General features: G+C 70.8%; 17 protein-coding genes and 2 tRNA genes. 8 read left to right on the top strand and 11 right to left on the bottom strand.

Annotated elements, in window-relative coordinates; genetic code table 11:
• Positions 1-30: 30 nt before the first annotated feature.
• The 3 genes from KBX06_RS13210 (at position 31) to KBX06_RS13200 (ending at position 2155) form a co-directional block, all read left to right on the top strand.
• The gene (locus KBX06_RS13210) at positions 31-786 is read left to right on the top strand and encodes an HAD family hydrolase (RefSeq protein WP_210834798.1); all 756 of its coding nucleotides are present in this window, start codon (positions 31-33) and stop codon (positions 784-786) included.
• Entirely contained in the window at positions 783-1421 is a 639-nt protein-coding gene (locus KBX06_RS13205) for a class I SAM-dependent methyltransferase family protein (RefSeq protein WP_210834797.1), read from the top strand. Before KBX06_RS13210 ends, KBX06_RS13205 begins: the two co-directional genes overlap by 4 nt.
• A 71-nt stretch (positions 1422-1492) precedes the next feature.
• Positions 1493-2155, top strand: a complete 663-nt coding sequence (locus tag KBX06_RS13200) for a GrpB family protein (protein WP_210834796.1) — start codon at positions 1493-1495, stop codon at positions 2153-2155.
• Between the two features lie 61 nt (positions 2156-2216).
• Here KBX06_RS13200 and KBX06_RS13195 read toward each other — a convergent pair.
• The 6 genes from KBX06_RS13195 to gyrB all read right to left on the bottom strand — a co-directional run bounded on the left by KBX06_RS13195 (position 2217) and on the right by gyrB (position 9562).
• Positions 2217-2292 (bottom strand) — tRNA-Ala (locus tag KBX06_RS13195).
• 41 nt (positions 2293-2333) lie between these two features.
• Entirely contained in the window at positions 2334-2462 is a 129-nt protein-coding gene (locus KBX06_RS13190; RefSeq protein ID WP_210834795.1) for a DLW-39 family protein, read from the bottom strand.
• A gap of 42 nt (positions 2463-2504) precedes the next feature.
• A tRNA-Ile gene (locus KBX06_RS13185) sits at positions 2505-2578 on the bottom strand.
• A 211-nt stretch (positions 2579-2789) separates the two neighbouring features.
• Positions 2790-3701 carry a DUF3566 domain-containing protein gene (locus tag KBX06_RS13180; RefSeq protein WP_210834794.1) on the bottom strand — a complete coding sequence of 304 codons (912 nt, stop codon included), beginning with the start codon at positions 3699-3701 and terminating at the stop codon, positions 2790-2792.
• 4 nt (positions 3702-3705) lie between these two features.
• Entirely contained in the window at positions 3706-7353 is a 3648-nt protein-coding gene (gene gyrA / locus KBX06_RS13175; protein ID WP_374225632.1) for an intein-containing DNA gyrase subunit A, read from the bottom strand.
• A gap of 262 nt (positions 7354-7615) precedes the next feature.
• Positions 7616-9562 (bottom strand): DNA topoisomerase (ATP-hydrolyzing) subunit B, encoded by a 1947-nt coding sequence (gene gyrB, locus KBX06_RS13170; protein WP_210834792.1) that lies wholly within the window; start codon positions 9560-9562, stop codon positions 7616-7618.
• A 508-nt stretch (positions 9563-10070) separates the two neighbouring features.
• On the opposite strand from gyrB, the gene KBX06_RS13165 reads away from it, so the two are divergent.
• The gene (locus KBX06_RS13165; RefSeq protein ID WP_210834791.1) at positions 10071-10625 is read left to right on the top strand and encodes a hypothetical protein; all 555 of its coding nucleotides are present in this window, start codon (positions 10071-10073) and stop codon (positions 10623-10625) included.
• A 75-nt stretch (positions 10626-10700) separates the two neighbouring features.
• On the opposite strand, the gene KBX06_RS13160 is transcribed toward KBX06_RS13165, so the two are convergent.
• The 5 genes from KBX06_RS13160 to dnaA all read right to left on the bottom strand — a co-directional run bounded on the left by KBX06_RS13160 (position 10701) and on the right by dnaA (position 17218).
• Complete coding sequence (locus KBX06_RS13160) at positions 10701-11336, bottom strand: DUF721 domain-containing protein (protein WP_210834790.1); 636 nt, start codon at positions 11334-11336, stop codon at positions 10701-10703.
• The gene (gene recF, locus KBX06_RS13155) at positions 11326-12459 is read right to left on the bottom strand and encodes a DNA replication/repair protein RecF (RefSeq protein WP_210834789.1); all 1134 of its coding nucleotides are present in this window, start codon (positions 12457-12459) and stop codon (positions 11326-11328) included. Before recF ends, KBX06_RS13160 begins: the two co-directional genes overlap by 11 nt.
• 17 nt (positions 12460-12476) lie before the next feature.
• A complete protein-coding gene (gene gnd / locus KBX06_RS13150) occupies positions 12477-13349 on the bottom strand; it encodes a phosphogluconate dehydrogenase (NAD(+)-dependent, decarboxylating) (protein WP_210834788.1) in 873 nt (290 codons plus the stop codon).
• A 41-nt stretch (positions 13350-13390) separates the two neighbouring features.
• Positions 13391-14524, bottom strand: coding sequence for a DNA polymerase III subunit beta (gene dnaN / locus KBX06_RS13145; protein ID WP_210834787.1), 1134 nt, complete (start codon positions 14522-14524; stop codon positions 13391-13393).
• 849 nt (positions 14525-15373) lie between these two features.
• The gene (dnaA, locus tag KBX06_RS13140; protein ID WP_210834786.1) at positions 15374-17218 is read right to left on the bottom strand and encodes a chromosomal replication initiator protein DnaA; all 1845 of its coding nucleotides are present in this window, start codon (positions 17216-17218) and stop codon (positions 15374-15376) included.
• A 635-nt stretch (positions 17219-17853) separates the two neighbouring features.
• Here dnaA and rpmH point away from each other — a divergent pair.
• From rpmH to yidC, 4 genes are read left to right on the top strand one after another with little or no spacing between them, the layout of a single operon-like run.
• On the top strand, positions 17854-17991 hold the full coding sequence (rpmH, locus tag KBX06_RS13135; protein WP_089002791.1) for a 50S ribosomal protein L34: 138 nt from the start codon (positions 17854-17856) through the stop codon (positions 17989-17991).
• 37 nt (positions 17992-18028) lie between these two features.
• Positions 18029-18445: a ribonuclease P protein component gene (rnpA, locus tag KBX06_RS13130; RefSeq protein ID WP_210834785.1), complete on the top strand. Its 417-nt coding sequence runs from the start codon at positions 18029-18031 to the stop codon at positions 18443-18445.
• Positions 18446-18489: 44 nt separating this feature from the next.
• Positions 18490-18729: a membrane protein insertion efficiency factor YidD gene (gene yidD / locus KBX06_RS13125; protein WP_210834924.1), complete on the top strand. Its 240-nt coding sequence runs from the start codon at positions 18490-18492 to the stop codon at positions 18727-18729.
• Positions 18730-18732: 3 nt separating this feature from the next.
• Entirely contained in the window at positions 18733-19722 is a 990-nt protein-coding gene (gene yidC / locus KBX06_RS13120; RefSeq protein WP_210834784.1) for a membrane protein insertase YidC, read from the top strand.
• Positions 19723-19798 lie beyond the last annotated feature (76 nt).

Below are 19798 nucleotides of genomic sequence, written 5' to 3'. Positions count from 1 at the left end.
ATCCGGGCCCCGGTGCGCGAGGATGGCGGCATGCTTCGTACCCCTCGGGCTCTCCTGCTGGACTTCGGCGGCGTCCTGGTCGACGCGCCGCCCCAACCGCCGGCCGCCCCCGGGCTGGTGCGACGACTCGCCGAGCTCGTCGACGGCGCGGTGCCGGACGAGCAGATCGCCCGGGACCTCGGCGAGGGCGCCCGGGCCTACGCCCTGTGGCGCGACGACATCGGCAGGACGGGCGACCCCGTCGAGCTGCCACACGGCCAGGTGTGGGCCGACTTCGTGACCCGGTCCTGGCCGCGGGAGGCCCGCGACGCCGTCGAGCGGGAGGCGACCCCCCTGGCGTACGCCTGGACCTGGCGCCAGGAATGGGCGGTACGTCCCGGCATCCCCGAGGCCCTGCGCCACGCCGCCGACGCCGGCCTGCCGATGGCGGTCGTCAGCAACACGCTCTGCGGCGCCGCCCACCGGGACTTCCTCGCCGCCGCGGAGCTCTCCGGACTGTTCCGGGCCGAGTTCTACAGCGACGAGGCCGGGCCCCGGAAGCCGAACCCGGAACTGGCGCTGCTGGCGGCCCGTGCCGTCGCGGTACCGATCGGCGACTGCTGGTTCGTCGGCGACACCGTGCACCGTGACATCGTGTGCTCCCGTCGTGCCGGCGCGGGCGCCGCGATCCTCATGCGGTCGCCCCGCACTGACCGGGAGCCGGCGCTGGCAGGCGTCGAGCCGGACGCGCGGATCGAGGACGGCCACGGGCTCCTCGCGCTGCTGCGGGAGCACGCCCGCCCGTGACCGTCCGGACCGACTGGCAGGCGTGGCACGAGCCCTACGCCGACGCGAGGTCCCCGCTGTCACGTCGACTGCGGCTGGTGCAGCAGCACATCGCCTCGTGGCTCGACGAGCGCGCCGAGGAACGGCTGACGGTGGTCAGCGCCTGCGCGGGGCAGGGCCACGACCTCATCGGCGTCCTGGCCGCACGGTCCGACGCCCGACGCCTGCGCGTGACCCTGCTCGAGTACGACGCCGGCAACGTGGCCGCCGCGCGGGCCGCCGCCGACCGGTCCGGGCTCTCCCACCTCGTGATCAGGCAGGCGGACGCGGGCCGGTCCTACTCCTATGCCGGTGCGGTTCCGGCGGATCTGGTGCTCATGGTCGGAGTCTTCGGCAACATCTCGGACGCCGACGTGGAGCGAACGGTCGCCGCCCTGCCTCAGTTCTGCGCAGCGGGTGCCACCGTGATCTGGACCCGGGCGCGGCGCACACCGGACCTGACGCCGGCCGTGCGGAGATGGCTTCGCGACGCCGGCTTCGTGGAGGAGGCGTTCCACGCTCCGGACGACGTACGGTTCTCCGTCGGCGTCCACCGGTTCGCAGGCACACCGCGACCCCTGGACGCCAAGGGAACGCTCTTCACGTTCCTGCGCTGACCGGAGACGCTGCTGGCAGCGTCAGGCCACCGAGGGCTGCGACGCCACAACTTCTCCGGCAGGATGCTGGTGTGCCGGACAACTATGGCAGTGAATCGCACGAGGTCAACGCCCCCGTTCACGTTGAGCCCTACGACACGGCATGGCCCGAGCGGTTCGCCACCGAGGCCGCCGTGATCGGTCAGACCATCGGTCCCTGGATCACTGGCGGCATCCACCATGTGGGCAGCACCGCAGTGCCCGGCCTCGCCGCCAAACCAGTCATCGACATCATGGTCGGCGTGGCAGACCTTGAGCTGTCGCGTCCCTGCATCGAGCTGCTGAAGCCTCTGAGCTACTGCTACAGGCCCTACCGCGCCGAGGTCATGCACTGGTTCTGCAAGCCACGCCCCGGCCATCGCACCCACCACGTGCACCTGGTGCCGACCGGCTCACCGCGCTACCTGAACGTCCTGGCGTTCCGGGACTACCTACGAGCCCATCCTGACGCCCGTGCCGACTACGAGGCCCTCAAGCGAGAGTTGGCCAGCCGCTTCCCAGACGACCGTGAGGCGTACACCGAGGGCAAGACGGAGCTCATCGGCAAGCTGACCGAGGCGGCCCGGGTCTGGGCTACAGGCTGGCACGGCGTCCTGTCGAAGCGAGACCGGCCCAGCGGCGTCATTGGCTCGGTCCTGAGCTCAGCAGCGGCACGTGCCGACAAGGCGTCCATCCGGCCGCAAGATCATAACTAGCCTGCGCCCGGCTTGTGCCCGTTGATCTTGCGATGAGGAATCGCCTGGTCAGAGGCGATGTTGGTGGAGCCCAGGGGACTCGAACCCCTAACCCCTGCCTTGCAAAGGCAGTGCTCTGCCAGTTGAGCTAGGGCCCCGGGGCGGACAACGCCGCCGGTGCCGGCTAGTGCCGGCGAGGTCAGCGCAGGTCGGGCGCGGTGGTCGCCTCGTGCCACAGGGCGCGCTCGTCGTTGGAAGCCTTGACCTTCCTGGCCACCACGGCTGCCACACCGACGACACCGGCCAGGATCAGAAGCTTCTTGAACATGATGCCTACCCTCGCGCTCGACTGCCGTCGGACGATGTGCGGTGGGGCTAGCTGGAATCGAACCAGCGACCTCAGAGTTATCAGCTCTGCGCTCTAACCGACTGAGCTATAGCCCCGCGTGGCGACGAGCAAGGTTAACCCATCCGTCCGTCCGGCCCCAAATCGGGGGCCGTCGCGTCGTTCGGGCGTTGCCGTCGCCTCCGAACCTACCGGAGGCCTCCCGCTCGGCCCAGCCGATTACGCCGTCCGTGCCGCTCGATGACGGGCCTCGGAATGCCCGGAAGCCGGGGCTCCGCGCTCGGCGGTGCCCCGGCTTCCAAGGGTGGTTCAGTCGCGCTCGGCGAGGGTCAGCTCGATGCCGCCGACCAGGTCCGCGCAGACGTTGTAGACGAACGCCCCGAGCGTGGCGAGCGCCGTGAACAGCACGACGTTGACCAGGCCGATCAGCGCCGAGCTGAGGATCACGCCCTTGGCGGTGATCTGGAAGCCGCTGGTGCTCTGGCCGCCGCCCGCGCTGACCAGATCGGTCAGGCTGTCGTTGACGCTGGTGAACACGCCCATCGCGTCGAGGGCCAGGTAGAGCACCGAGGTGGCCACCACCACGACGATGAAGAGCACCACCGAAACCGCGAACGCGAACTTCATGACGGACCAGGGGTCGATCCGCTTCAGGTTCAGCCGGGCCCGGCGCGGCCCGCGCGACGCGGCCGAGCTGACCGACGTACGCGCGGCGCGTACCGCGTCACCCACGCGTGCCGCCCCGACGGCTGCGGCGCCGCTGATCCCCGGCGGCAGACCGCCCCCGTTGGCGGGGCGGCCGGCACCGGTCGGGCCGCCGTCCGACTGGGGCTTCGCGGTGCCCGTGACGCGGGGCTGGGTGCCGGTGGCGCCCGTGATCCGCGGCAATGTCCCGGTGCTGCCGCTCGACTGGGCCGCACCGACCTTCAGCGGCTGCGTCGTCGTCGGTGCGGGGGCGGCGGCCGGCTTGGTGGCCGAGGCCGGCTTGTCGACCCCCACCGCTTCCGTCCGGTCCCCGGCGTCGCCGTCCTCCGAGGGCTTGTCCGGAGGCGGTGTCATTCCGGGAGCCCGGGTGAATTTCGGGGCAGGCGCGTCGGCGGGGACGGTCGCCCGACCCACGGCCGCGCGGCCGGTCGCTGGTGTGCCGCTCTTCGCGGCCTCCTCGTCGACCGGGGTGGCCGAGGTCCCCGTGTTCCCCGACTTCGCCTGTGTCTCCGTCATTCAACTAGTCCTGTTCGTCAGGCTCGTCGGCATTGCGAGCAATCGCCACGATAGTCACGCCATCCGGAAGGTCCATCAGCTTGACCCCCATTGTGTTCCGGTCACGCGTACGGCGTACAGGCTTCACCGGAGTCCGGATGACACCACCGTTGCTGGTGATCGCGAACAGCTCGTCGTCCGGGTCGATCACCACCGCACCGACCAGACCACCGCGCCGCTCGGTGATCTTCGCAGTCAGCACGCCCTTACCTCCCCGGCCCTGCACGGGGTATTCCTCGATCGGGGTGCGTTTCGCGTATCCCCCGTTCGTGGCCACCAGGACGTCCAGCCCTTCGCGGACGACCTCCATGGCCAGCAGGACGTCCTCCTCGCTGAAGCGCATGCCGATCACGCCCGAGGTGGCCCGCCCCATCGGGCGCAGCGCCTCGTCGCTGGCGTTGAACCGGATCGCCTGCGCGTTCTTCGAAACCAGCAGCAGATCCTCCTCCGGCGCAACCAGCGCCGCCCCGACCAGCTCGTCCTCGTCGCGCAGGTTGATCGCGATGATGCCGCCGGACCGGGGGGAGTCGAACTCCTCGAGCCGAGTCTTCTTCACCAGGCCGTTCTTCGTGGCAAGTACCAGGTAGGGGGCCACCTGGTAGTTCGGAATCTCGATGATCTGCGCGATCTGCTCGTCGGGCTGGAACGCGAGCAGGTTGGCCACGTGCTGGCCCTTGGCCACCCTACTGGCCTCGGGCAGCTCGTATGCCTTCGCCCGGTAGACGCGCCCCTTGTTGGTGAAGAAGAGCATCCAGTCGTGCGTCGAGCATACGAAGAAGTGGCTGACGATGTCGTCCTGCCGCAGCGTCGCCCCGCTCACTCCCTTGCCGCCGCGCCGCTGGGACCGGTAGAGGTCGACCTTGGTCCGCTTCGCGTAGCCCGTACGGGTGATCGTGACCACCACGTCCTCGCGGGCGATGAGGTCCTCCATGGAGACCTCGCCCTCGAACGGCACGATCTTGGTGCGCCGTTCGTCGCCCCACTTGGCGACGATCTCGCCCAGTTCCTCCGACACGATCCTGCGCTGCCGCTCGGGCTTGGCGAGGATGTCCTTGAGGTCGGCGATCTCCACTTCCAGCTTGGTCAGGTCGTCGAGGATCCGCTGCCGCTCCAGCGCGGCGAGCCGGCGCAGCTGCATGTCGAGGATGGCGGTCGCCTGGATCTCGTCGATCTCCAGCAGCCGGATCAGACCCTGCCGGGCGTCCTCGACCGTGGGAGAGCGCCGGATCAGGGCGATCACCTCGTCCAGGGCGTCCAGCGCCTTGGACAGACCGCGCAGGATGTGCGCCCGCTCCTCCGCCTTGCGCAGCCGGAACGCCGTCCGCCGGCGGATCACGTCGATCTGGTGCTCGACGTAGTAGCGGATGAACTGGGCCAGGTTCAGCGTGCGCGGCACCCCGTCGACCAGCGCCAGCATGTTGGCGCCGAAGGTCTCCTGGAGCTGGGTGTGCTTGTAGAGGTTGTTCAGCACCACCTTGGCGACCGCGTCGCGCTTGAGCACGAGCACGATCCGCATGCCCGTACGCCCGGAGGACTCGTCGCGGATGTCGGCGATGCCGGCGAGCTTGCCCTCCTTGATCAGCTCGGCGATCCGCTCGGCCAGGTTGTCCGGGTTGACCTGGTAGGGCAGCTCGCTGACGACCAGGCAGGGACGACCCCGCTTGTCCTCCTCGACCTCCACCACGGCCCGCATCCGGATCGACCCACGCCCGGTGCGGTACGCGTCCTGGATCGCCTGCGTGCCCACGATCAGGCCGTGGGTGGGGAAGTCGGGCCCCTTGACGATCTGCAGCAGCGCGTCGAGGGTGGTGGCCTCGTCCTCCTCCGGGTGCTCCAGGCACCACTGCACCGCCGCGCCGATCTCGCGCAGGTTGTGCGGCGGGATCTTGGTGGCCATGCCGACCGCGATGCCCTCGGAGCCGTTGACCAGCAGGTTCGGAATCCGCGACGGCAGGATAGTGGGCTCCTTGGCCCGGCCGTCGTAGTTGTCCTGGAGATCGACGGTGTCCTCGTCGATGTCCCGCAGCATCTCCATGGCCAGCGGGTCGAGCTTGCACTCGGTGTTGTGGCTGACGAATCCGTCGGAGACGAACGAGTGGTCGTCGGTGTCCACCCGGATGCTGTAGACCGGCTGGACGCCCGCGTCGACGACGTCGGCGACCTCGGCGTAGTAGAAGCGGCCGTCGACCAGCGGCTCGACCACGTCGAGCACCTCGGTCTCGGTGATCCGCGCGGCGATCTCGTCCCGGTCCCGCTCCCAGCGCTCGATCCGGTCGACGTTGTGCCGGCGCAGCCAGTCCTGCTCCGTCCAGCGCGTCGCGCCGTGCTCCCGGATGAAGTCACCCACCAGCGGCACGTGGTCGCCGGAGAGCGCCGTGCTGGTCGCCGGGACCGACGCCAGCTCGGACTCCAGCTTGGCCTGTTTACGGCCGAGGAAGCCGACCTGGGCGGCGAAGATGCGTGCGTCGCGACGGTTGGTCACCACGACCTTGATCTCGCCATTGTCGTACTGGCACTGCCGGCTGACGACGCCGAACTCCAGCAGCAGCTGCTGGACCTCGCGGGCCAGCCGCTCGCTCCGGGTCGAGTACGAGATCTGGATGGTGTTGCGCGGCAGCAGCGACGAGGAGCCGTCGCCCTCGAAGAGCGCCTGGAGGAAGGCCCGCTTGACCGCCGCCGGCCCCTGCCAGACGAACTCGGGCACGAACTTGGCGGCGCTGCGCGCGCCGACCAGCTCGCCAAGGAGGCTCTTCCGAAGGGCGGAGAGGTTCTGGACGTCGAGCTCGTGCAGCAGGCTGCCGGAGGCGATGGTGCGCTGGCTGACGTACCGCTGGCCCCCCACGGCCAGGTCGTAGGCCGCGAGGACCCGGACGAAGAACTCGCGGTCGACGTTGTTGAAGCCCGCCCGCCCCTCCGAGACCCAGCCTTCGCTGACGAAGGCACCGGCGAGGACGGCCGCCTCGACGTGCTCCAGCATCGGGTAGCCGATCTCGTCGGGCACCGTGCGCTGGAGCACCGCCCGGTCGCCCGGGGAGATCTCGGCCAGCAGCTTCCACAGCAGGGTCGGCACGCCAGCCACGTCCACCAGGCAGAGCACCGGGTGGTTGTGGGTGCCGGTCAGCTCGTACCCCTCGCGGGTGCGCAGCTTCAGCGTCGGGTGCTCACCGGAGTGGAAGAACTTCGAGGCGCGGACCAGGTCGCCGTTGCGGTCGCGGACCTTGAGATCGATGTCCGTCTCGCTGCTCGGCGCCGCGCCGGGCACGATGGCGCCGATTCGCACAGTACCGCTGGCGACACGAATCCGGACATCTCCGGTCAGACAATATCTCATAGCCGCAGCCGGATCGTTTCCGGGCGAGCCGAAGTTGCCGTTACCGTCGACCAGCGGGTAGCGCAGCGACCAGGGCTGCGCCATCCGGACCAGCGCGTCGTAGATCGCCGAGTCGCCGTGCGGGTGGAACTGACCCATCACGTCGCCGACCACGCGGGAGCACTTCACGTAGCCCCGGTCCGGCCGGTAGCCGGAGTCGAACATGGCGTAGAGGATCTTGCGGTGGACCGGCTTGAGCCCGTCCCGGACGTCCGGCAGCGCCCGCCCGACGATGACGCTCATCGCGTAGTCGAGGTAGGAGCGCTGCATCTCCACCTCGAGCCCGACCGGTTCGATGCGGTCGTGCGCGACGACGGCGGCGATGGTCTCGGGGAGCTCGGGCTCGTTGGGTGTGGACTCGGGGATATCGGTCACTGTTAACCCTTATCAGACTCAGAGTCGTTTTCGTGCTGTGGATAACGGCTGTGGATACCGGCCGCGCTGTGGATAACTCTGTGGATCGGCGGGCCGGCCGGTGGATGGCCGGCCACCCCGCCGGGACCCGTCAGATGTCCAGGAACCGGACGTCCTTGGCGTTGCGCTGGATGAACGAGCGGCGTGCCTCGACGTCCTCACCCATCAGCACGCTGAACAACTCGTCGGCCGTGGCCGCGTCGTCGAGCGTGACCTGACGCAGGGTACGCGTCGCCGGGTTCATCGTGGTCTCCCACAGTTCGGGGTAGTTCATCTCGCCGAGGCCCTTGAACCGCTGGATGTCGTCCGGCTTCGCGTTCGGCTTCGTCTGCTGCCGCAGCGCGATCAGGCCGTCACGCTCGCGGTCCGAGTACGCGTACTGCGCGTCGTCGCCCTTCCTGTTCCACTTGATCTTGTAGAGCGGCGGGGCGGCCAGGTAGACGTGCCCCATCTCGACCAGCGGGCGCATGAAGCGGAAGAGCAGCGTGAGCAGCAGCGTCTGGATGTGCTGGCCGTCGACGTCGGCGTCGGCCATCAGCACCACCTTGTGGTAGCGCAGCTTCTCCATGTCGAAGTCGTCGTGGATGCCGGTGCCCAGCGCGGTGATCAGCGCCTGGACCTCGTTGTTCTTCAGCACCCGGTCGATCCGGGCCTTCTCCACGTTGAGGATCTTGCCCCGGATCGGCAGGATCGCCTGGGTCCGCGGGTCGCGCCCCTGCTTGGCCGAGCCGCCGGCCGAGTCGCCCTCGACGATGAAGACCTCGGACTCGCGCGGGTCGGTGGACTGGCAGTCGGCCAGCTTGCCCGGCATCGAGCCGGACTCCAGCAGGGACTTGCGCCGGGCCAGCTTGCGCGCCTGCTGCGCGGCGATCCGGGCCCGGGCGGCCTGGGACGCCTTCTGGATGATGATCTTCGCTTCGGCCGGGTTGCGGTCGAACCAGTCGACCAGCCACTCGTTGCAGACCCGCTGCACGAAGCTCTTGACCGGGGTGTTGCCCAGCTTGGTCTTGGTCTGGCCCTCGAACTGCGGGTTGGCCAGCTTGACCGAGATGATCGCGGCCAGGCCCTCGCGGATGTCCTCGCCGGAGAGCTTCTCGTCGCCCTTGAGCAGCTTCTTGTCGGCGCCGTAGCGGTTGACGACGCTGGTCAGCGCGGCCCGGAAGCCCTCCTCGTGGGTGCCGCCCTCGTGCGTGTTGATCGTGTTGGCGAAGGTGTAGACCGACTCGCCGTACGACTCGTTCCACTGCATGGCGATCTCGACCGACATGCCCTCCTCCTCGGCGCCGAACTCGACCACGGTCTTGTGGATCGGGTTCTTGGAGGCGTTGAGGTGCCGGACGAAGTCGGCGATGCCGCCCTTGTAGCAGAAGGTGACCTCGCGCTGCCGGCCGTCCTCCTCCTCCGGGACCCGCTCGTCGAGCAGGTGGATGGTGAGGCCCCGGTTGAGGAAGGCCATCTCCTGGATCCGCCGGTAGATCGTCTGGAAGTCGAAGTCGACCGTCTCGAACACGTCGGGGTCGGGCCAGAAGGCGACCGCGGAGCCGGTCCGGTCGGTCGACTCGCCCTTCTCCAGCGGGGTCGGCTTGGAGTTGTGGTACTGCTGCCGCCAGACGAACCCGGACTTGTGGATCTCCACCGCCATCTTCGTGGAGAGGGCGTTCACGACGGAGACGCCGACGCCGTGCAGACCGCCGGAGACCGCGTACGCCTTGCCGTCGAACTTGCCGCCCGCGTGCAGCACGGTCAGCGCCACCTCGACACCCGGCTTCTTCAGCTTCGGGTGCAGGTCGACCGGGAAGCCCCGGCCGTTGTCGGTGACCCGGACCCCGCCGTCGGCGAGCAGCACCACGTCGATGGTGTCGCAGTGGCCGGCCAGCGCCTCGTCCACCGCGTTGTCGACGACCTCCCACACCAGGTGGTGCAGACCGCGCTCACCGGTCGACCCGATGTACATACCGGGGCGCTTCCGGACCGCCTCCAGCCCTTCGAGAACGGTGATCGACCCGGCGCCGTACTCCTGCTTGTCCTGCGCTGCCACCCTCGGCCACTTTCTCGCGCCGTCCGCACCTGGCGGAGCGTCGGGCGCGGGTTCGGCGGACAGGACGCGACGTCGACGCGCGGACCGGCACCGGGGACAATTCCGGGGTACGGGTCGAACGCGCCGGTCGCCGCGGTTGCCCGCGGATCGCGATCGGCTCGACCCGACATGGACAATGATCGCGGGCCCCGCTCCGGGCCCGTGTCTCGTCGCTCCGCACCGGGTCTTCGTCTCGGGGTCAATCTTACTGTGCGCGGACGACAGAACCACCACTCGGCACCCCCTGCGGGGCGGCTGAGACCGACGTAGCCGCCCGAACCGCGCCGCCTGCGACTCCCCCTACACGCCAGGGGGCGTTCGGGGGCGCCGCCGCCTGACGATCGGTGCCGGTCGGACGGCCGGAAACGCCGCCGCCACGACGCCGCCGGCCCGGCCTTGATCTTTTCCCGCCGGAACCGGACGATCGAGCCGATACGAACTACCCGTGCTCTCGAAGAGGTGACGCCAGATGGGGCTGGACAACGTCGCGGTGCATTGGCCGCGGACCGGCCGCTTCTACGACCCGGTCGCGCCGGCCGAGTTCGTCGACTTCGGCGACATCGTCGACATGCCCCGCATCTCCGCGCCCACCGCGGCGCTCGCCGAGCTGATCGCCAAGACCGGCACGGTGCGGGCGACCGCCTACACCGAGCTGGTCGACCTGCTGCTCGGCCTGGAGGGTGTGCTCTACGCCACGGACGCGGCGGCCGAGGACGAGGATCCGGTGATCGACCCCGACGGCTGTTCCTGGGTGGCGGGCGGCATCGAGCGGTTCGTGACGGGCCACCGCACGCACGGTGAGGCCGTCACCTTCGACTCGGTGAGCCAGGTGCTGCGCTCGCTGCTCGCCGACGGGCGGCTGGCCGAGCAGCAGCTGCGTTGGCTCGACAGCCGCCTGGACGCGCTGCGCGACGAGAGCGGCGAGCCGCCGCAGTGGAACTTCACCTGCGCCGAGCTGGCCGTGCTCGCCGCCTTCTACCGACGCTGCGCCGACCGCGGCTTCGCCGTCTACGCCGACGCCTGAGCCCTCGCGGCGGCGGGCCCGCCCGGCGGTTGGCGGCGTCCATGACCGGGTCACCGGAGGCCAGGCGCGGGGACGTCAGCCGTAGGTGTCCCGGGGGCCGCGGCCACGGACCCGGCGCGGGCCCTTCGACCAGGACGGCGCGGCGGGGCCGTGGATGTGCAGCTTGCGCACCACGTTGTGACCGACCTCGCTGGCGATCTGCTTGATCAGCGAGCCGGCCAGCAGCCGCAACTGGGTGGCCCACGCGGTCGAGCGGGCCTCCACGGTCAGCTCGCCGTCCTCCAGCTTCACCGGCCGGCTGTGCTGGGCCACCTCCGGGCCGACCACCCGCTCCCAGGCGCCGAACACCGTCGCCTCGGCCGCCGGCTGCTGCCAGCCGCGTGCCTTCACGAGCCGGTTGAGCACCGCGCCGAGCGGCTGCGGATCGCGCGGGTCCGGCCCCGGGCCGGAGTAGCCGCGCAGGCGCCGCTGGCCGCCCTCGCCGTCACCGCCGCCCCCGCCGGGGGTGCGCCGACGCGTGCGGGCCGCCGACTCACGGCGGGCCCGCGCGGCATCCAGTACGGCCCGCGCCAGCTCCGGGCCACTCGCCCCGGCAGCCGCGTCGCCGCCTTCCTTCGGGCCACCGCCGGCCGCGTCGCCGGAGTCCCCGCCGGTTCTTCCGCCGGCCCGGCCCGGGCCGAGCCGGGCCGGCGGAAGCTGCTCATCCGGCACGCCGCACCGTCCCCTCGCCCACCGTGTAGCGGGTGCCGCGCAGGGACGCCGGCACGTCCTCGTCCACCGCGCACGTCACCAGCAGCTGGCTCGCCCCGCCGACCAGTTCCGCCAGCCGCTCCCGGCGACCGGCGTCCAGCTCGGCGAAGACGTCGTCGAGCACCAGCACCGGCTCGATACCGTCGGAGCGCAGCAGGTCGTAGCCGGCCAGCCGCAGGGCCAGGGCGTACGACCAGGACTCGCCGTGGCTCGCGTAGCCCTTGGCGGGCAGCGGTCCCAGGGTCAGCGCCAGCTCGTCGCGGTGCGGGCCGACCAGGGTGGTGCCCCGCTCCACCTCGGCGGTCCGGGACTCGACGAGCGCGGCGGTGAGCGCGGCCGCCAACGCCTCCCGGTCGGTGGTGGGCTCGACCAGCTCCACCGACGGCCGGTACGCGATCCCGGCGGCCCCTCGTCCCGCCGCCACCGCGTCGTACGCCTTCGTCACGTGCGGGCCCAGCGCGGCGACCAGCTCCAGCCGGCCGGCGAGCAGTTCGGCGCCGTGCCGGGCCAGGTGGGTGTCCCACACCGCCAGGGTCGACAGGTCCCCGCCCCGCGACCCGCCCGTCTTGCGGGCCAGGTACGCGGTGCGCAGCAGGGCGTTGCGCTGCTTGACCACGCGCTCGTAGTCGGCCCGCACCCCGGCGTAGCGGGGCTGGCGGCTGACCAGCAGGTCGTCGAGGTAGCGGCGGCGCTCGGCCGGGTCGCCCCGGACGAGTTCCAGGTCCTCCGGGGCGAACAGCACCAGCCGCAGCGCGCCGAGTACGTCCCGGGCCCGGCGGGCCGGCGACCGTCCCAGCCGGGCCCGGTTGGCCTTGCCCGGAACGATCTCCAGCTCGACCAGCAGCTCGCGGCCCTCGTGCACGACCGCGCAGCGGATCACCGCCGAGGAGGCGCCCATCCGGACGAGGGGGGCGTCCGTGGCGACCCGGTGCGAATCCAGGGTCGCCACGTAGCCCAGCGCCTCGACCAGGTTCGTCTTGCCGACGCCGTTGGCGCCGGTCAGGACGTTCGCCCCCGGCTCCAGGTCCACGCCGACCCGCTCGTACGAGCGGAAGTCGACCAGTTCGAGCCGGCGGACGTACACAGGCGCGCGGATTCCGGTCAGCGCTTGCGGACGGCGTGCCCGCCGAACTGCTGGCGCAGCGCGGCGACGGCCTTCATGGCCGGCGAGTCGTCCTGACGGGAGGCGAAGCGGGCGAAGAGCGAGGCGGTGATCACGTTCAGCGGCACGGCCAGCCGGACGGCCTCGTCGACCGTCCAGCGGCCCTCGCCCGTGTCCTCCGTGTAGCCGCTCAGCTCGGCCAGCTCCGGGTCCTCGTCGAGGGCCCGGTCCAGCAGGTCCAGCAGCCAGGAGCGGACCACGGTGCCCTCGCGCCAGGACTTGAACACCCCCGGCACGTTGGTGACCAGCTCGGACTTGGCCAGCAGCTCGTAGCCCTCGGCGTAGGCGTGCATGAGGCCGTACTCGATGCCGTTGTGCACCATCTTGGCGTAGTGCCCGGCGCCGACCGGCCCGGCGTGCACGAAGCCGAACTCGCCCTCCGGCTTCAGCGACTCGAAGATCGGCATCAGCCGGTCGACGTGCTCCTGGGCGCCGCCGACCATCAGCGCGTAGCCGTTCTGCCGGCCCCAGACGCCGCCGGAGACGCCGGCGTCGAGGTAGCCGATGCCGCGCTCGTTCAGCCGCTCCGCGCGGGGGGCGTCGTCGCTGAAGCGGGAGTTGCCGCCGTCGATGATGATGTCGCCCTCGCCGAGGACGTCGGCAAGCTCGTCGATGGTCGCGTCGGTGACGCCGGCGGGAACCATGACCCAGACCGCCCGCGGGGACTCCAGCTTCGCCGCCAGCTCCGCCAGGGTCGCGACATCGCTCAGCTCCGCGTTGTGGTCGAAGCCGACCACCTCGTGCCCGGCGGCGCGCAACCGCTCGCGCATGTTGCCGCCCATCCGGCCGAGCCCTACCAGGCCGAGCTGCATGTGTTCCTACCTCCGTGCGTCGGGGTCTTCTCGGGGTGCGATCAGCGGGAGACGCGGATCGGCATGATGAGGTACCGGTACCCGGGGATGACCTCGCCATCCTCGCCGGCGGGCGAAATCACCGCGGGCTTGAAGGCGTCGACGAACGAGAGCACGGCGAACTGGGCCCCCAGGTTGGTCAGGCCGTCGATCAGGTACTGGGGGTTGAAGCCGATGGTCAGCGCGTCGCCCGTGAAGGTGGCCTCCATGGCCTCGCTGGCCCGCGCCTCCTCGGTGCCGCCGGCCTCGACCACCAGGCCGTCGGCGCTGAAGCTGAGCAGCACCGGGGTGGTCCGCTCGGCCACCAGGGCGACGCGCTTGACGACCTCGATGAGGGTGCTGACAGCCACCCGCGCGTCGGCGTTGTGGCTGGCCGGGAAGAGCGAGCGCACCGGCGGGTAGTTGGCCCCGTCGAGCAGCCGGCTGGTGGTGCGCCGGGTGCCGCCGGCGAAGCCGATCATCCCCTCGCCGGCCGCGCCCTGGGAGAGCGCCATGGTGACCTGGCCACCGATCGGGCCGAGTGCCTTGGCGGTGTCGTGCAGGGTCCGGGCCGGTACGAGGGCGTTGATGCTCACCTCGGGGTCGTCCGGGTGCCACTCCATCTCGCGCAGGGCCAGCCGGTAGCGGTCGGTGGCGAGCATGGCCAGCGTGCCGCCGGAGAGCTCGATGCGTACGCCGGTCATCATCGGCAGCGTCTCGTCGCGGCCGGCGGCCACGGCGACCTGGGCGACCGCCGAGGCGAAGGCGGCGGCGTCGATGGTGCCGGCGCTCTCCGGCATCTCCGGCAGGGCCGGGTAGTCCTCGACGGGCATGGTGGGCAGGGTGAACCGGGCGCTGCCGCAGACCAGTTCGAGGTGGGCGCCGACGGCGGCGATGTCCACCGGCTTGGCGGGCAGCGCCTTGGTGATCTCGGCCAGCAGCCGGCCGGAGACCAGGGCGGCGCCGTCGGCGTCCCCCTGCACCTCGACGGTGACCTGGCTGGAGACCTCGTAGTCGAAGCCCGAGACCTGCAGGTTGCCGTCGGTGACGCGCAGCATCACGCCGGCGAGCACCGGTACGGACGGCCGGCTGGGCAGGCTCTTCGCGGTCCAGGCCACGGCCTCGGCGAGCGCGTCGCGCTCCACTCGGAACTTCATCAATGCCTCCGCGTCGACGTCAGCGACAACTCTCTCATGCCGACCGCTGCCTACCGACCCGCCTGTCCGTGCGGGTACCCATCGCACCTTAGGGCGCGTGGGCATCGGCTGTGCGCCCGACCCCGTGGACTTCCGGTGCCGGAGAGCCACCGACGACGGCGTTCCGGCCAATCCACAGGAAGTCCAACGGTGATGATTGGTTTTTGTTGTCTTAGAAGAGATAACTCGTCATCTTCATCGCACCTGTGGAAACTGTGGAGAACTAACGTCTGCGCAGCTCAGACACGTTATCCACCGGTGGTTTACCTGTGGAGAACCCGGGGTACAACTTGCCTCCCGGTCCACAGGCGGTGGTCGTCCCCCGAGTTGTCCACCGTCGTCCACCGGTTATCCACCGGTTATCCACCGACTTTCTCCCCAGACCTGTGGACAGGCGGATGCCGTACGGACGGCGTCGTCCCCAGAACCTTCAACAGGTTGCCCACAGGCCGACCGGCGTCGGTGGAAAACTCGCGACGTCGTCCACAGGCGTCCACAGGCGTCCACAGGTCGTCCCCAGGGTTTGTCCACAGCCTGTGGGTAACCGCGACGTGGACGGACGGTAGTTTTCCACAGGCGGTGGACAACGAGCTGTGGACAACGATCCGGGTCGTGGACGGACACGGCTGCGATGCTGTGGCGCACACCATGTCGAGAGTCGAGCCGGACGGGTCGTGGAGAACGAAGAACGCCCGGCCGATGGTCCGGCCGGGCGCGTCCCGTCGCCCTCTCCGCCGGGGCGGCGGGGGTATGCGACCGAGGGCTTCGGATCGGCGCGTCCGTCGCCGCGCCGCGACCTGAAGCCGTCGCTCAGGTGTTCTGCTTGATCCGGTTGGTCAGCTCCGCGATCTGGTTGTAGAGCGAGCGACGCTCGGCCATCTGCTGGCGGATCTTGCGGTCGGCGTGCATCACGGTGGTGTGGTCGCGGCCGCCGAAGGCCTGCCCGATCCGGGGCAGTGACAGGTCGGTCAGCTCCCGGCACAGGTACATGGCCACCTGGCGGGCGTTCACCAGCACCCGGGAGCGGGAGTGGCCGCGCAGGTCCTCCAGGCTCACGCCGAAGTAGTCGGCGGTGGAGACCATGATCTGGTCGGCGGTGATCTCGGGCCCGGCGCCGTCGGGGATGAAGTCCCGCAGCACCTCCTCCGCCAGCGCCAGCTCGACGGTGGAGCGGGTCAGGCTGGCGAACGCCGTGACCCGGATCAGCGCGCCCTCCAGCTCCCGGATCGAGTTCGACACCCGCGACGCGATGAACTCCAGCACGTCCGGCGGGGCGTAGAGACGCTCCTGCGCCGCCTTCTTCTGCAGGATCGCGATCCGGGTCTCCAGGTCCGGCGGCTGGATGTCGGCGAGCAGCCCCCACTCGAAGCGGGTACGCAGCCGGTCCTCCAGGGTCGCGAGCTGCTTCGGCGACCGGTCGGAGGTGATCACGATCTGCTTGTTGGCGTTGTGCAGGGTGTTGAAGGTGTGGAAGAACTCCTCCTGCGTGCGCTCGCGGTTCTCCAGGAACTGGATGTCGTCGATCAGCAGGATGTCGACGTCGCGGTAGCGCCGCTGGAACGCGCTGGTCTTGTCGTCCCGGAGCGAGTTGATGAAGTCGTTGGTGAACTCCTCGGTCGAGACGTACCGGACCGAGCGCGCGTTGCCCAGCGTCGTGGCGTAGTGCCCGATGGCGTGCAGCAGGTGCGTCTTGCCCAGCCCCGAGCTGCCGTAGATGAACAGCGGGTTGTAGGCCTTCGCGGGCGACTCGGCGACCGCGACGCTCGCGGCGTGGGCGAAGCGGTTGGACGAGCCGATGACGAACGTCTCGAACATGTACTTCGGGTTGAGCCGGTTGCCGCCGCCGTCGGCGCCCGGCAGCCGGCGGTCGTCCCGGCCGCCGGGCCGGTGATGATCCGGGCCACCCCGCCCCGGCCCGTTGTCGGTGCCGGTGTCGCGGGGCAGGGCCCGGATCACGTGCTGGTCCCGGGGGGAGACGGCATCCTCGCGGTAGCGGGGCTCGTACCCCCGGGCGTCGGTGGCCGGCGGGTCCAGCCGGGCGGTCCGCTCGTCGTAGCCCCGATGCTCGCCCGGGTGCCGCAGCGGCGACCGGTCGGGCCGCTGCGGCTCGGCGAAGGCGGTGCTGAACAGGGCCTCCTGCCCGCCCCGGTCGCCCGGCCGGTGCCCGCCGTCGTCCGGCGTCGGGCTCGGCGCGTCGGGCCGCCGCTGGCCGTGCGCCTGCCCGGGGATGAGCGGAGGCTGGCCGTCGTGGAAGGCCCCGCCGTCCCGCTGACCGCCCATCGCGTCGAACCCGGCCGGTGGGTCGAGGTGGTCGAGCGGCCTTCCGTCGTGGTCGGTCGATCCCGTCTCGTGGACGCTGCGGTAGACCGTTCCCGCCGGGCGGCCGGAGCCGTCCTCGGGCACGCGTACGGTCACCGCGACCTGGATCGGCCGACCCAACCTGCGGGTGAGGGCATCCGTGATCGCCGGGCGCAGCCGGGACTCGATCACGTCCCGGGTGAAGGCGTCCGGGACGGAGAGCAGCGCGGTGTCCTCGACGATGGCCCGCAGCCGGGTCAGCCGCAGGTACGCCCGCTGCTGCGCGGAGATGATCTCGTCGGCGAGTTCGTCGGTCGTCGCCGTCCACACCGCGGCAAGGTCGGTCGTACCGGTCACCGTCGTGCCACCCCCTCGCCTCTGCTCCGCCGACGCCGCCGTCATCTCCGGTCGGCCGTCCCGGGCCCGCCACGTACGCGCGGGTGGAACGACACCCACCGGGCGGCCCGACCGGCCCTCGTCCACAAGTTATCCACAGCCTGTGTACGTGCCGATTGTGGCCGCCCGCCGGACGCGGGTCGGACCTGCCCCCTGCCTGAACGGGCGCTGAAGCGGGTTCACCGTGCCGAACGATTCACTACCTTGTCCGGTCTTGCCCGCCGGCGACGACCGGACCTTTCGACGCTGACCGCAATCGGGCACGGTAACAGCGTTGTCCGCGCGCCATCAACCGCCGACGCGCGCCGACCCTTGGCGACATCAGCGAAAACCGCCGCATCGGTCGCCCCGGCGGCCCGGTGTCCGCCCTGCTGGGATTGTTTGACGGTGGTTGCCGCCCTGCGTAGGCTGGAATGGCTGCTCTCTCCCCCTCTGCTAGGGTGATAGGTGCTTGCTGTCCGCGGTCGCTTCCCCGCATCGCCGAGGTTCCCGCGCCGCCGGACAGCACCGATCGGGGGCCACCGCCGAGGTGGCCTGGACCACCACACGATCCCGGCGACCCCTCGCCCGGGGCGTACGAAAACGGAGAGCCTGACGTGAGCAAGCGCACCTACCAGCCGAACAACCGCCGGCGCGCGAAGACCCACGGCTTCCGGCTGCGCATGCGCACCCGTGCCGGCCGCGCCATCCTTTCGACCCGTCGCTCCAAGGGCCGCGCCCGCCTGTCGGCCTGAGGGCCGACCGGGTCAGGTCCGGGGGACGTGGGCAGTCGTGCTGGCGGCCGCACAGCGACTGCGGCGCAGCACTGACTTCGCCGCAGCGGTCCGGGGTGGTCGACGCGCCGGCCGTGGCGCCGTCGTCGTCCACCTGAGCCAGCCGACGACCCCCGACCTCGCGACAGCAACCTCGCCGGAGCCGGCGCGGAGCAACGGTACGGAGCAACCCTCCGCACCGGCCCGCGCCGGCTTCGTCGTGTCCAAGGCCGTCGGGAACGCCGTGGTCCGCAACCGGGTCCGGCGTCGCCTGCGACACCTGGTCCGCGAGCGGCTGGCCGCCCTGCCCGCCGGCAGCACCCTGGTCGTACGGGCGCTGCCAGCCGCGGCCGACGCGTCGTACCCGCGACTCGGTGCCGATCTGGACGCGGCGATCGCCGCCGCGAAGGCGCCCCGTGGGCGGCGGTCCCGGTGACCAGCGGATCGACCGGGGCCCGGCCGGCGACGATCGGTGCCCGGGTGCTGAGCGGGCCGATCGTCGCGTACCGTCGGTGGATAAGTCCGGCCCTGCCGGCCCGCTGTCGGTTCTACCCGTCGTGCAGTGCCTACGCCCTGGAGGCGGTGGCGGTGCACGGCGCGATCCGGGGAGTTGGCCTGACGGCCCGGCGGTTGTTGCGCTGCCACCCCTTCCACCCAGGTGGACACGACCCGGTGCCGGAGCCGGGCGGCCGCCGCCGTGCCGATGTGACTGGAGCCTGAGAATTGAGTCTCGACTGGATCTACTACGCGATTTCGTGGATCCTGCTCGCCTGGCACGGGGCCTGGGACGCCATCGGGGTGCCGGACGCGGCGGTGATCGGCACCAACTGGGCCTGGATCCTCGCCATCATCTTCCTGGTGGTCACCGTCCGGGTGATCCTCTTCCCCGTCTTCGTCAAGCAGATCAAGTCGCAGCGGGCGATGCAGGCGCTCCAGCCGAAGGTGAAGGCGCTGCAGGAGAAGCACAAGGGTGACCGGGAGACGCTGCAGAAGGAGACGCTGGAGCTCTATCGGAAGGAAAAGGCCAACCCGCTCATGGGCTGCCTTCCGATGTTCCTCCAGATCCCCGTCTTCCTGGGCCTCTTCCACGTGCTCCGTCGCCTCAACCCGGACAAGAGCGAGGCCGGGAAGACCCTCTACGGCTGGACGCTCGGCCAGTTCGAGAGCGCCTCGGCGGCGAAGCTCTTCACCGCCCCGATCGCCGGCAAGTTCGGCTCCACCGCCGAGGAACTGTCCCGGCTGGGCGCCAACGGCACCACCGTGAAGATCATTGCCGGCATCCTCGTCCTGGTGATGATGGGCACCACCTACCTCACCAGCCGTCAGATGATCCTCAAGACCGGCTGGGCCGAGGACCCGCAGCAGCGGATGATCCAGAAGCTGATGCTCTACGGCATCCCGCTGTCGCTGCTCATCTCCGGCGCGATCTTCCCCATCGGTGTGATCATCTACTGGGTCACCAACAACCTCTTCACGCTGGCGCAGCAGCAGTGGGTGCTGCGGAAGTTCCCGCCGCCGCCGACCGCCGCCGGCAAGCCGGGCACCTCGGCCCGCAACCCCCTGCAGCCGGCGAAGACCGGCGGCCTGCTGGGTCGCGCCAAGGCGGCCCCCCAGGCCCCGGCCAAGCCGGTCGCACCCAAGGTCGCCGGCCCCAAGCCGGGCGTCAAGCCGGTCAACCAGAAGAAGAGCCGCCCCGCCAAGCGGCAGGGCTGAGGACATCCGGGCCGCCGTCGGTAGACCGACGGCGGCCCGTTCCGCACCGTGCAGCCGCCGTACGGCCGGCGCCGGG

It is taken from the genome of Micromonospora sp. C31, assembly GCF_018070575.1.
Taxonomy (GTDB): domain Bacteria; phylum Actinomycetota; class Actinomycetes; order Mycobacteriales; family Micromonosporaceae; genus Micromonospora.
The sequence above is the reverse complement of the archived record's forward strand: the minus strand, read 5'-3'. Positions and strand labels throughout refer to the sequence as shown.